12 protein-coding genes and 1 pseudogene are annotated in these 12,583 nt (G+C 43.4%); 1 reads left to right on the top strand and 12 read right to left on the bottom strand.

The features are described 5' to 3' along the window. Window positions 1-23: 23 nt before the first annotated feature. Complete coding sequence (locus DEHRE_RS04025) at window positions 24-743, top strand: glycosyltransferase family 2 protein (protein ID WP_025205315.1); 720 nt, start codon at window positions 24-26, stop codon at window positions 741-743. Here the strand turns inward: DEHRE_RS04025 and DEHRE_RS04020 are convergent, their stop codons facing one another. The 12 genes and pseudogenes from DEHRE_RS04020 to DEHRE_RS15190 form a co-directional block, all read right to left on the bottom strand. Continuing rightward, window positions 744-2,612 carry a putative ABC transporter permease subunit gene (locus DEHRE_RS04020; protein ID WP_025205314.1) on the bottom strand — a complete coding sequence of 623 codons (1,869 nt, stop codon included), beginning with the start codon at window positions 2,610-2,612 and terminating at the stop codon, window positions 744-746. Between the two features lie 3 nt (window positions 2,613-2,615). Continuing rightward, window positions 2,616-3,389 carry an ABC transporter ATP-binding protein gene (locus tag DEHRE_RS04015; RefSeq protein WP_025205313.1) on the bottom strand — a complete coding sequence of 258 codons (774 nt, stop codon included), beginning with the start codon at window positions 3,387-3,389 and terminating at the stop codon, window positions 2,616-2,618. 39 nt (window positions 3,390-3,428) lie between these two features. Beyond that, window positions 3,429-4,592: a DNA polymerase IV gene (dinB, locus tag DEHRE_RS04010; RefSeq protein ID WP_025205312.1), complete on the bottom strand. Its 1,164-nt coding sequence runs from the start codon at window positions 4,590-4,592 to the stop codon at window positions 3,429-3,431. Window positions 4,593-4,701: 109 nt separating this feature from the next. Further along, entirely contained in the window at window positions 4,702-5,046 is a 345-nt protein-coding gene (locus DEHRE_RS04005; RefSeq protein WP_019225057.1) for a Sec-independent protein translocase subunit TatA/TatB, read from the bottom strand. Next, on the bottom strand, window positions 5,047-5,820 hold the full coding sequence (gene tatC, locus DEHRE_RS04000) for a twin-arginine translocase subunit TatC (RefSeq protein ID WP_019225056.1): 774 nt from the start codon (window positions 5,818-5,820) through the stop codon (window positions 5,047-5,049). It abuts the gene before it with no gap. Window positions 5,821-5,875: 55 nt separating this feature from the next. After that, window positions 5,876-6,901: an FAD:protein FMN transferase gene (locus DEHRE_RS03995; RefSeq protein WP_019225055.1), complete on the bottom strand. Its 1,026-nt coding sequence runs from the start codon at window positions 6,899-6,901 to the stop codon at window positions 5,876-5,878. A gap of 50 nt (window positions 6,902-6,951) precedes the next feature. Then, the gene (locus DEHRE_RS03990; RefSeq protein WP_019225054.1) at window positions 6,952-7,134 is read right to left on the bottom strand and encodes a twin-arginine translocase TatA/TatE family subunit; all 183 of its coding nucleotides are present in this window, start codon (window positions 7,132-7,134) and stop codon (window positions 6,952-6,954) included. Between the two features lie 423 nt (window positions 7,135-7,557). Beyond that, window positions 7,558-8,928, bottom strand: a complete 1,371-nt coding sequence (locus DEHRE_RS03985; RefSeq protein WP_019225053.1) for a reductive dehalogenase — start codon at window positions 8,926-8,928, stop codon at window positions 7,558-7,560. Between the two features lie 14 nt (window positions 8,929-8,942). Then, window positions 8,943-9,257, bottom strand: coding sequence for a hypothetical protein (locus tag DEHRE_RS03980; protein WP_019225052.1), 315 nt, complete (start codon window positions 9,255-9,257; stop codon window positions 8,943-8,945). Window positions 9,258-9,505: 248 nt separating this feature from the next. Then, window positions 9,506-10,219 carry a Crp/Fnr family transcriptional regulator gene (locus tag DEHRE_RS03975; protein WP_019225051.1) on the bottom strand — a complete coding sequence of 238 codons (714 nt, stop codon included), beginning with the start codon at window positions 10,217-10,219 and terminating at the stop codon, window positions 9,506-9,508. Window positions 10,220-10,646: 427 nt separating this feature from the next. Next, entirely contained in the window at window positions 10,647-12,023 is a 1,377-nt protein-coding gene (locus tag DEHRE_RS03970) for a reductive dehalogenase (RefSeq protein WP_019225050.1), read from the bottom strand. 14 nt (window positions 12,024-12,037) lie between these two features. Beyond that, window positions 12,038-12,345, bottom strand: a pseudogene (locus DEHRE_RS15190) (dehalogenase). Between the last annotated feature and the right edge of the window lie 238 nt (window positions 12,346-12,583).

The following is a 12,583-nucleotide window of genomic DNA, read 5'->3' as shown; positions in this document are numbered from 1 at the left end:
ATCATTCAATTTGGGAGCCACCAATGACAAAGCCGGATGGCATATCCATTATTACCTGTACGCACTTCCCTTTTTACCTGGACAATATCTTCGCGAATTATGCCAGACAAACCTACCCTGTCAAGGAACTTATTATCATCCTGAATGGCCCTGGTATTAATCTTTCCGATTTTTACAAGAGGGCGGAATTGCATCCTCATGTAAGGATCATTCAGCTGCCTGAAAGCTGCTCGGCAGGAACGTGTTTAAATTATGCTGTCAGGCAGACCCATTATCCTTACATCGCTAATTTTGATCATGACGATTATTATGCTCCAGAATACTTGAATGATTTTATGAAAATAGCGCCTTCCAGCGAGGCGGGTGTTTTCGGAAAGAAAACGCACTTCGTCTTTTTTGAAGAGCAAAGAATCCTGGCGCTTTTGCATCCTGGCAGAGAAAACAGCTATGTTGACTATCTTATCGGCTGTACCCTTTTTATGAAAAAAAATATTTTTGAAAAAGTACAGTTTATTGATGCCAATATTGCGGACGAACAATTTGGTGCAGACTGTACCAAAAACGGCATCAAAATTTATGCGATTGATAAATACAATTTTGCTTATATTCGCCGAAATGATCTCAGCCTGCATACCTACAAATTAGATAATCAGCAATTAATGGAACAATATTGTCAGGTTGTCGCACAGGTTTCTGACTTTAAGCCCTGGGTATTAGGGTCATTTACTTTTCATGCTTGTTGATTACCTGAGCCGGTTCTTGCTGCTGGTCGTCACGAGCTCCACCCGGAAACCTTTGCGGCTTTGCCGGACTGTCGCAGTCATAAATCCGAAGAAAATAAGTAACCACAGCCCGCCGGTCAACAGAATTCCGAGTAAAGTCCTGAACAGAACGGGCCAAAATAACGGACGGCTGAGAAAATACAATCCACTGAGCAGTCCTGACTGTACATTCCATTCGAAGGTGACCGGCGGAAGCATCTGAAGCGCTGAGACCAACTCAGCAGGAGGGAATAAATAGCATAGACTTAAACCCAGAATAAGGATGAAACAAAAATTGATCAGATACATCATTAGCGAAGCACTTGGCGATATCCGCATTTGTGGCTTGTCCGGATTATAGCGGCAGTTCTTGATGGAATAATACAGCCCGATGGCACTGGAACCCAGGCTTAAGAAAATCGCCGCCAGCGCCAGGATAAGCGTTAAGCTCGTTGAAACTCCGACTGCCAATGAAGTGCCAACCAGAAGAGCCTCCATCAATAGTAACGTTGGAAGCACAGCTGCAGTTAATTTCCCCCAGACGACAGGCCACCCTGCCAAGGGAACACTATTTAGCAGCCAGTCAGACTCCCCTTCCCTGCCAAATGCCTGCAAGGCCAAATTGCCGCTGAACATAATCGTGTACATGATAAGAACCATTACCAAGCTGGATACACTCGATGCCGAAGCATTGAACAGAAACTGAACCACAAAGAAGGCCATAATGATCAGTGGGATCAAATAGCTAAACCATTCTCTGGTATCCCTTTTCAAGGTCAGCAGATCTTTTTTGGCCACGGCCCACATGCCTGCCCACGTCGAGGCCAGCAAGACTACTGTTTCCTGCTCCTGGCCAACAGTCCCGAAGAAGATCTTTTCCTGTTGGCGGTTCGTCGTATCAACGCTGGAAACTGAACGTCTTTTGCGCCGTCTTCCGCCATCTCCCTGGCTGATGGAAATGAAGCCCTGTCGGAATCCCCGTTCCAAAAGAATCAAGGCAATCAAAAAAAGAAACGCACTGAAAATAAGGACCAGAAGGCTCCATCCCAGCCCAGCGGCAAAGCTATCGGTTATTCCGCTGGTTAAAGCAAGTGAAACCCATCCCCACGGGAAAAAATTCATGACGTGGATCAGCTGCTCTTTGCCTGCCAGCATGGCCCCAATATCCAAGTTACCTTGGCTTCCCAGCATCATTCCCGGAATCTGAAATACTAACGCGATCAAGACACCTGCCAGCCCTCCCATGAGTCCGACGGCTTCTTTGCTCCTGTGAGGCGGAACAATACGCATAACCAAAAGGTTCAGCAGTTCGGCCAGCGCTGTCCCGCTAAGCCATAAACCGCAGCCTGACAGAAAAACAAGAAGATAATAGGATGCTTTGGCCTCAAAAAGCAGACCGCAGAACACCCCCGGCAAAAAAACAAACAAGAACGCAACTAAAAGATTGCTCACAAGTACAGAGACTGTTTTCACGGCAAAAACGACCCGCAGAGGAACCGGTGCCATGAAAAGGAGTTCCAAATCTTCAGACATATACAGCGCTGCAAAAGCTGCCGTAAGACCAAAGAATATCTGGCTGGCCAGTCCCATCAGAAAGAACAGGGAGAGAAAACCCTGGACGGTCTCAGGCTGCATCGATTTCAACATCCCATAGGATATGGCCCCCATGGAAATCAGAAAACTCAAAAACACAATCATCAGGATACCCATTCCGATGAAAGTTCTCTTCCGTTGATGTTTTAGCGTGTTAAGTGTCACCCGCAGCTGATTTGTTAGCAGCAGGACAAAATCCTGAACAAACGACTTTTCCGCAGGCGGGGTATCCAGAGGCGGCGGTATGATCATTTTCACCGTTTATTCCTCCTCCAGGCTTTTGATTAATTCAGCATTCTCACGGACTCCGGTAAGTTCCAGGAAAATATCTTCCAGGCTTTCCCCACCGTTTCCAACTTTTTGCCGGAGTTCTTCAGGGCTGCCCTGCGCGATCAGCATGCCATCTTTCAGAATACCGACCCGGTGGCACATTCTCTCGGCAATCTCAAGAATATGGGTCGAAACAAATACCGCGGCACCCTGCCGGGCCATTTCCTGAAGAATATCTTTGAGGAGGCGTGCGCTGGCCGGGTCAAGACCCACAGTCGGCTCATCCAAAAGAATCACCTTGGGCTGATGAATTAAGGCCCCCGCCAGAACAACCTTTTGTCTCATACCGTGAGAGTAGCCCTCTAACAGCTCATCCGCGCGCTCCATGAGACCGAACATTCCTAAGAGCTGCTCAGCCCGCTCTTTGGCAATGCCTTTTGGGACTCGGTACAGGGCTGAAATAAGGTGCAAAAATTCACGGGCTGACAGTTTGTTATACAATTTTGGCTGGTCCGGTACATAAGCCATTAAGGCTTTGGCCTGAGTGGGCTGCCTGCGGATATCGTAATCACAGATGGAGATCTCTCCCTCGCTAGGATCCAGCAATCCGGTAAGCATTTTAATCGTTGTTGTTTTACCGGCACCGTTCGGTCCCAAGAAACCGAAAATCTCCCCGCTTCTTACCTCCAGGTTTAGATCATTGACAACCGGCACTGAACCATACCTTTTGGTTAAACGATTTGTTCTGATCAAGACCCTTTCCATTGCGTACCTCCTGCTAACTTTCTCGTTCCTCACGCTTCATTATAGTAATCGTGCCCTTGTGATACTGTTCTTTCCATATTTCGCGTTGACTTGATCGATCACTTTTGTCAGGTTTCCCATATCTTTTTGAGGTTCATCAAACAACGTCAGTTGCTCAGTTTGATCCGTTAAGTTATTCAAGGTGATTCCAATTAGCCTAAGCGGCTGATTCATGGAGAGCTCGCGTAAGAGCGAACAGGCTTCGTGGTAGATCAGATCATCCAGATCTGTGGCCTGAGGGAGGGTGCTGGAACGCGACAGGGTTCTGAAATCCGGATAACGTGCTTTCAGCGTAATTGTTTTCGCTCTCAGCGCATGTTTGCGCAGGCGTCTTCCCACATCCACCGCAAGCTTCAGCAGCTCTTTTTCAAGTACGTCGACATCAGCAATATCTGATGGGAATGTCGTCTCCCTGCCAACGGATTTCGCCATTCTGTCGGTTTCTACGGAGCGATTGTCAATACCTCGGGCGAGTTCGTAAAGCTGTTTGCCCATGACACCGAATCGTTTCGAGAGAGCACTTTCATCCAAAGCACGCAGATCTTTCACTGTTCTGACCCGAAGCTCATGCAGCTGTTCCGCCGTTTTGATGCCGACCCCCCACACCCTTTCCACTGCCAGAGGATCGAGAAACTCCTGTACTTTATCCGGAGGGACAACGACAAAGCCGTCCGGCTTTTGCAGATCGGAAGCAATCTTGGCGAGGAATTTATTGGGGGCCAAACCCACTGAAGCCGTCAGGCCAAGTTCCTGCCGGATACGTTGTTTGATCAGCACGGCAATATCTTGGGCAAATCCAAAAAGAGCCGTTGATCGCGTAACGTCCAAAAAAGCTTCATCAAGGGACAAAGGCTCGACGAGCGGCGTGTAGGACAAAAATATTTCGTGTATCCGGTCTGAGGCTTCCTGATATTTTTGCATATTGACAGGGAGAAATGCGGCCTGCGGACAGCGTCTGAAGGCCTCGGTCATGGGCATCGCAGAATGAATGCCAAATTTACGGGCCTCATAAGAAGCAGCAGAAACAACACCCCGGCTGTTTGGCTTGCCGCCCACGATAACAGGCTTTCCGAGTAAGGCTGGATGATCTCTCTGTTCTACCGCAGCATAGAAAGCATCCATATCGATATGGAGTATTTTTCGATGGTTTTGCCATTCTTCCATAAATCAATTATACCACTATGCGCTCATAATTGAGCTAAATCATAAAAAGATGACCCCCGCGCAAGACAGAAATCATCTTCTAAGTGCATCATGCCTTTTAAATTATCCTTCACATAGGGTCGACTTCATTGGTTTCATCATGTTTTACAGCGACCCCATTATCCTCAGCTTTTTTCTCTGCTTCTTCATCATTGTTCTGTAACACATTCGTGTCTTCCTTTTGTTTAGGCTCTTCTTGGGAAACCTTTTCTTTGGGAGATGTATCCTTTAAGCTGTCCATTATCGTGTCACTCTGCATACTAATCGTATTTGAAAATTCTCTTGTCAATTCGTTCATCATCTTGCGACCTTGTCTAACCAATTTTCCAATTGTTTTTGCAATTACGGGCAAATCATCGGGGCCAAAAAGAATCAAGGCGACAAATAAGATTAATGCAATTTCTGTTAAACCCATTTAAATCACCTCTTCCTCTTCTCGCTTCAGCATTTTTGTTCTTCTTCTTACTACAATATAGCCTACCCAAATACTGATTTCATAGAGAAGATACATCGGACCGATGATCAAAACCTGGGTCATCAGATCGGGTGTTGGAGAAAGAACAACAGCCAATATCACAATCACAAAAAAGGCCCATTTCCTATATTTTGCGAGAGCCTGAGGAGATATGATGCCTATTCGGATTAACAGTATCAATACAACGGGCAATTGGAAAAATAACCCAAAGCTAAGTGCCAAAGTGAAAACAAAATTAATATAGGAAGACTTGGTGACAAATGGCGTTGTATCGATTGCCCCTATCCCTGCAAAGAGTAAGATCTTTAAGCAGAGAGGCAGCACAAATAAAATAACAAAGGCTGCGCCTGCAAAAAAGAGAAGAAGAGATGAAGGAAAGATGAAATAGAGGTATTTTCGTTCATTAGATTTCAAAGCCGGCAGGATAAAACTCCATAACTGCCATATGATGATTGGCAAAGCCACAACTACACCCGCAATGAGTGATACTTTTAATTTAACCATTAATGGTTCCATCGGTGTTGTCGTAATGAAATGCACCTCACTGAGACCGGACATTGGTATAGCCAGGAAACGAAATGCATAATCACTGAACGCCCATCCCACTATTGCTCCGATGGCGATCGCATATACAGAAAATAAAAGCACTTTGCGCATTTCTTTAAAGTGGCTAAAGAAAGACATTTCGTCACTTTGCTTCTTCCTACGTTGCACAGTACAAACCCCTTCCTTTTCCTGATCTAATTAAAACTAATTTTTCCAAATACGGTTACTCAGGAGTCTCTGGTTTAAACATTTCTTTCATTTTGGCAGATAATACCATCTTGCCGTCAGTATCAATGATCAGGCCCCATGCGTTATTCTTTTCGATTAATTGCAAGCCCTTTTCAGGACCTAATACGAAAGCTGCTGTAGCCAAAGCATCCGCCATTATCGGATTCTCCGTGACGACAGTACAACCACTGACCTCTTTTGAAGGATACCCAGTACGAGGATCAAGAATATGACTGTATTGTATTCCATCAACAGTAAAAAATCGTTCATAGTTGCCTGATGTATCGATTGTGAGATTCTCCAACTCAACATAGCCAATGATCTGTCCTTTGTTTAAAGGATCTCGAATTCCAATGTGCCAAGGCGTTCCTCCGTCTTTTTTGCCTATGGCATAAATATTTCCGCCTGCCGATACCATCCCTGATGGAATATTACGATCCTTAAAAGCATCTAGCGCTTTGCTTACGGCATAACCTTTGGCAATCGCTCCGAGGTCTAAGCTCATCCCCTTCTCAACTAAAAAAACGGTCCTTTGTTCTTTATTCAATATTACTTTCTTGTAATCAACAAAATGAATGGTTTCGGCAATCTGTTCCTGTGGAGGTACAGATTTCTGAATGCCGTTCTCTCCAAATCCCCACAATTTAACTAAGGGACTAATGGTCGGATCAAAAGCGCCATTGCTCAAATCCGCAATTTTCAAGGACTGTTCAATAACATCAAACGTTAACTCCGATACCGCGACAGGTTGTTCTCCTGCATGAATATTGATGGCGTATACCTCACTATCAGGCGAGAACTTATTAAGCTTGGAATCTATTTCTTCCATAATGCCGAGAGCTTCTGTTACTGCCTTCTTTGCTCCCCAGCCATGAGCCTCAACATATACTTCTGTGTCAAAAAACAATTTGGTTTCTTGATAATTAACATTACGTTGATAATACTCATAACCTTGCCAAGACGATATACCGATAATAATCAACAGAAATAAAAGTATCTTAAAGCTCTTTTTATGGTACATGCTGAACTTATCCTCTATTTGCATTTGAATAATACTTTATTGCGTTATGCCTATGCCTCTTTTATTGTTTCACTCTCTTCCTTTTCGCCCTCAGAAGCACTCCTGAATTCCTTGATACCTCCGCCTAAAGCTTTTCCTAATTGGGGCAGCTTTCCTGGTCCAAATACGATTAGAGCGATGACCAAACCTATTACAGCTACAGTTGGGGTAATCATTCCAAAAATCAATTGCATTTTTATCTCCTCCATTTTATATGATTAGTATAAACTCACAAAAATATTAAGAAACCCCTGTTTATAGATTATCGCAAGATATAAAGTATTATTCAATATATCCTAAAGTAAATAATAATTGTTTGTAGAGTTAGTGTCAATATTCGTCCACCAAAAGCTCCTAAAAACCATCTAACTGTTCCTGATGTTAAGCACAAAAAATGATTTAAGAAAGAGCATTCCTTATACAAATGGTTATTCAGATCCCGCATTCTCTAGTATGATAGGTTAATTAGGCCAGATACTAACGGCATGGTGCCACCCGCAGCAAAATTTATAAAAATGCTGATAATAGTCTGTAAGGGCTATTACCAGCATTACATCAATTTAGAATTACTCTTGTTTAGGGGGATGCCCCAACATTTAACAGAGAACCTTTAATTATTAATGCGTCTGTGGCGCTTGAGCAACCGCCGGATACTTGTACATCTCCGGCCACTCCAGCCACCATCTGTATTTATCGATGCTTTCTGTGCCGTACCCAAACATATCGTCAATTGTTTTCAGCAATTTTGCGGAAGCTTCATTTTTACTTCCAATCCAGGTTCCAGCCTGGTGGAACCAGGAATCCTCCTTGGAGTTCCAGGGGCAGACTTTCATGCACCGTCCGCAGGACACTCCGTCTTCGTTAAGTATCCTGAATTCTGCACATTTTTTCATATCGCTGTTCCAACGCAGGTATCCGTTATACTCCACAAGATCCGAATCATACGTAATGGATTGGTTGGGACAGTTTTCAGCACATTTTTTACAGACCCTGCAGAAATCCTGCAGTCCAAAGTCAATCGGTTTGTCGGGCGCCAGCGGTAAATCAGTAGTAACAGCAGCAACTTTATGCCGGAACCCCAAGCGGGGATGAATTGAACAGTCACCGGTACGGGAAAGCTCCCCCAACCCAGCTGAAATTACTGCCGGTGGCATAACCGCGTTATAATTGAAAGCATGATTTGCCCTGGCATTATATCCAAGGCTCCGGATATAAGTGGCTAAGATAACTGCTATATTACCGGTTGCATGATAACTCTTCATAGACATTGCACCGCTGATTCCGTCATACCCAGTGGATCCCAACATGGTTTGAAGATTTTGGTCAACCATCACGACGATGACGTAAGGCAAGCGTTCTGTTACCGGTATGACACATTCTTCTACAGGTTTGGTCATCAAACCAGCCTTATCCGTAAGTTTCTGGGAATAATAAGCATATTCTGGCATCTTGCCGATACCGACTTCATCAGCGCGCAAAAAATAGGCGGCATCTTTAATATGCTGGGACATTTGTTCCGGATCAGGGATCTCCAGTTTTTTGGGAGACGACTTTCCTTCAACCGCAGCGGGCGGAGCAATGAACATGCCTGCATTGGCTATTGCCGCTCCAAAAGGATGCCTGAAAAAGAAACTCAAAGACGCCGCTTGTGTCTTTTTATTAGGAAGCAACCCCCTGGTAGCCAAATTGAATCCCATATCAGCTTCGCTGAAGTTCTTAACTTTTCCGACAATTTTTGTAGTACCTAACCACTGATCATTATTTTCCGCAAAATGTACTGTCGCACTGCCATAGTCATGCTCAGGATGAAGTTTGGACCATTGTCCCTTTGCTGCAGCAGTATACTTCAGACTTGCTCCGGCTGCGTTAGCTACTTTGGCAGGAGCTTTTATCGCTCCAATCACTCCCATCGCAGAGGCTGCAACGCCAGCTTTGAGAAAATTCCTGCGACTTAGCTGAAACTTTTTCTCTTGTTCATTAATCACCATATTTTCACATCCTATCAAGCTTGTAATTCACCTGTATTCCCCGCTTTTTTCACACCAATGAATCCCAGCAGGCGGGCCTGAACAACGGCAAGAACCACAGATATCCCCAGAAACAGGAATATTGCTGTGCTTGTGGCTTTGACATGTCCAACCGATGCGTTAATGTAGATAAAGGAAACCCCCATCCAGGTAATCCCATACCAGATAACAAACAAGGCCCAATTAACTACTGTTTTCCACATTTGTTCACGTTTAGCACGAGGTTTAATAAATAAAATACCCGCTAAGAATAATACGCCCGCTAAAAAAATTAAGAATGTACCCATCATTTTCACCTCCCTTTTGATAATTCAGTCATTTTTATGACTATAGGTACATTGTATTTAATAATTTTGAGTGAAGTTTAGTTGTATAACTAAAACTATACATCTTCAAAATATTTTTTTGTTTTAAACTGTTGACTAGAAAATTGAATAGAGACACAGGTAATTTAAAATAATACAAAAAAATACTCCATTTCTCTAATGAAATGGAATTCAAAAAATAATTTGTACAAAATGAATTGTCAAACTTAATTCTAATAAATATATTTATAAATATGCTTCTCATGGGTTAATTCTTTAAGTTTTTCCAGATCATGAATAATTATTTTGTCTTTTTTCTTTTCAATAATTTTTTGCTCCTTTAAATACTTTAATACTTTGGAGACTGTAACATAATGTGCTCCTGTTATCTCAGAGATAAATTGCAATGATAAGTCCATACGTATTTCGTAAGAATCTCCTACCGATATTCCATTGGTAAGATAAAGTCCATGCAGCAATCTTAAGATTCTAATCGTTGGATTGTAAAAGTCTCTTTCTATCGTTTGTCTCATATAATAACTTACTTTGGAAAGACAATTTCTAAGCACTTCAAAGATCATGTCTTCATCTTGACGGAAAATAATTCTGAGGTGCTCTTCGAAAAAAAGACATACTTTAGAATCTTCTATGGCAACCGCATAAGTATCATTTTCATTTTCCATCTTATACAAACGACCTAAAATTCCATTTTCTCCTGAAAAATAAATCACTCTTTCCCTGCCGTCTTCCGTCATCAGGTTCAAACTTATCCTTCCGGAAAGCACATAAACCAGCATATAATCCTTACCTCCCGGTAAGATTACATTACTGTCCTTAGCATAGGTTTTTACTACTCCTATATGCGTGAAATCCCTCAGTTTTTCAATCGGATAGAAAGTGTCAGGAATAGCCCTTGCCCCCTCGCATCTTCCATAATCGTATTGCATACGCTTCCTCCTTCCAATTATTCACCACCATTACCAGCCCAGGATTTATTTTGCCACCCACTAAATCCCTCTTGTAATAACAGATGTACGTCCCGCAACTAAATTCTACACCAAAAAACAATTAAAAACGTAACAATTGAATCTAGTCCGCGCCAGGAAGAACACATTAACCAAATACCGTACTTAAAAAGCAATGCAAATTCAATGCATATATTTTACATTATACTTAAATTTATTATACAATTATTTTTGCTATTTTAATTTAACATATAACTAAAACCTCAAGTTTTACACTTTTAATATTTCCTCTGATCAGGTATTCGACACTCAGAAAAAGATAATTCTTTCTACTATTAGATTAAATATTATTAAGAGGCACGTTCAGTAACGTGCCTCTTAGTAATACTTAGAAATTAAGTTAATTCAATTAACTGGGAATATTGATTTTATAAAGCTCGGGCCATTCCAGCCACCACTTATATTGGGTAATCTCTTCTGTACCGTAACCGAACATATCATCAATTTTCTTAAGCAATGCTGAGGCGGTCTCGCCTTTGCTGCCGATCCACAAGCCTGCTTCGTGGAACCAGGAGTCTTCCTTGGAATTCCACGGGCAGACTTTTACACATCGGCCGCAATTGACACCTTCGTCATTTCCGGCCCGGAAGGTCGCGCATTTCTTCATATCACTGTTCCAGCGCAGATAACCGTTTTGTACAACAGGATCTTTATCATGGGTAATGGCACCGGCCGGACAATTGTCCGCACATTTATTACAAACCCGGCAGAAATCCAGCAATCCGAAATCAATGGGTTTATCGGGCACGAGCGGCAGATCGGTTGTGACTGCGCCGCATTTGTTGCGGAATCCCATTCTGGGATGAGCAACGCAGTCTCCCGTACGGCTGAGCTCACCCATTCCGGAAGCGATAAGCGCCGGCGGAACGGCCAGATCGTAGTTGCCAAAGTGATGCGCCCTGGCATTATAACCTAGACTCCGAATGTACCGCGCCATAATGACCGCAATATTTGCTACGGCATGATAACACCGGAATGACTGGGATACGGATATTCCGTCATAGCCGGTCGAGGCTAGATAAGTTTCCAAATGCTGTTCCACAGCAAACGTAATAACATAGGGCAAATCCGGTTCTGTGTTCGGGATCTGGTGAATCGGCGTATCCGGCGGAACGATACCCGCGGGGAACAGCCCCTGGGGCGGAACCTGCTTAAATCCATAATAAGCATAGGACGGCATATTGCCGATACCGACTTCATCTGCCCTGAGATAATACGCAACATCTTTCATATGCTGGGACATTTGTTCCGGATCGGGTATCGGAAGTTTCTCGGCATTCGGGACACCGATACAAATCTCATCCGGGCTAACCGTCGCTATTGCCCAGCCAATTCCATCTGTAAGCGGATATCGCTTGGTCTGGGTAAGAAATCCCCATCTGGCCTTCTCTCCGAGTAACCCTCTAAGCGCCAAAGTAAAACCTGAGTCGTATTCACTTGATCTCTGAATCGGCCCCACAATCTTGCTTGTTCCCAACCACTGGTCGTTATGCTCGGCAAAACTTACCGAAGCGCCGCCATAGTTGACAGTAGGACGCAGTTTTGACCATTGTCCCTTTGCCGGCGTATAGTCTAAGCCAAAGTTACTTACAGCCGCATTTGCTATCTTCGATGGAGCTGCGACCGCTCCCATTACACCCATGGCTGCTGCAGCTACACCGCTTTTTAAAAAGCCGCGGCGGCTTACCTGCCCAGGCAGCTTTTTACTTTCGGAATGATCCGACATCAATTTTCCTCCTTTCAAGCCTGTGAAGACTCGGTGACCTTCTTTTTCATTCCAATAAACCCTAATACGCGGGCTAACACTACGGCCAGAACCACCGAGATCCCACCAAACAGGAAAATAGCAGTACTTGTGGCCTTGACGTGTCCTACACTGGCATTAATGTAAACAAATGATACCCCTATACATGTAATAAAAAACCAAATAACAAAAGTTACCCAAACAGTCACGGTCTGCCATGTTTTATTTTGCTTGGCTCTGGGTTTGACGAAAAGAACTCCCGCTAAAAAAGAATACCAGCCAGGAAAATTAACAAAGTACTCATTTTTTCACCTCCTTTAATTTCACAAATTATATCCCTTGCCAAGCTTTATTGTACTCGTTTTTAAATGTTGGGCATTATCGACTGTTAATCTTTTCTATCCTTGTACGAATATTTTTTATCATTGTTAATATAAGGCCATCTCTTATCTCGACAGATATGATACTGAGATTGATGGCGTATTTCAGCAGGCCTTAAATAGGTGCTTAAAAATAAGAAGCCGCTGCCAACAATCCATAAA

Source organism: Dehalobacter restrictus DSM 9455, from assembly GCF_000512895.1.
Taxonomy (GTDB): Bacteria; Bacillota; Desulfitobacteriia; order Desulfitobacteriales; family Syntrophobotulaceae; genus Dehalobacter; species Dehalobacter restrictus.
The sequence above is the reverse complement of the archived record's forward strand: the minus strand, read 5'-3'. Positions and strand labels throughout refer to the sequence as shown.

Bases quoted from the DNA above. Each gene is read 5' to 3' on its own strand.
- DEHRE_RS04025 (WP_025205315.1), top strand. From the start codon at position 24: ATGACAAAGCCGGATGGCATATCCATTATTACCTGTACGCACTTCCCT.
- DEHRE_RS04015 (WP_025205313.1), bottom strand. From the start codon at position 3,389: ATGGAAAGGGTCTTGATCAGAACAAATCGTTTAACCAAAAGGTATGGT.
- dinB (WP_025205312.1), bottom strand. From the start codon at position 4,592: ATGGAAGAATGGCAAAACCATCGAAAAATACTCCATATCGATATGGAT.
- DEHRE_RS04005 (WP_019225057.1), bottom strand. From the start codon at position 5,046: ATGGGTTTAACAGAAATTGCATTAATCTTATTTGTCGCCTTGATTCTT.
- DEHRE_RS03995 (WP_019225055.1), bottom strand. From the start codon at position 6,901: ATGTACCATAAAAAGAGCTTTAAGATACTTTTATTTCTGTTGATTATT.
- DEHRE_RS03990 (WP_019225054.1), bottom strand. From the start codon at position 7,134: ATGCAATTGATTTTTGGAATGATTACCCCAACTGTAGCTGTAATAGGT.
- DEHRE_RS03985 (WP_019225053.1), bottom strand. From the start codon at position 8,928: ATGGTGATTAATGAACAAGAGAAAAAGTTTCAGCTAAGTCGCAGGAAT.
- DEHRE_RS03980 (WP_019225052.1), bottom strand. From the start codon at position 9,257: ATGATGGGTACATTCTTAATTTTTTTAGCGGGCGTATTATTCTTAGCG.
- DEHRE_RS03975 (WP_019225051.1), bottom strand. From the start codon at position 10,219: ATGCAATACGATTATGGAAGATGCGAGGGGGCAAGGGCTATTCCTGAC.
- DEHRE_RS03970 (WP_019225050.1), bottom strand. From the start codon at position 12,023: ATGTCGGATCATTCCGAAAGTAAAAAGCTGCCTGGGCAGGTAAGCCGC.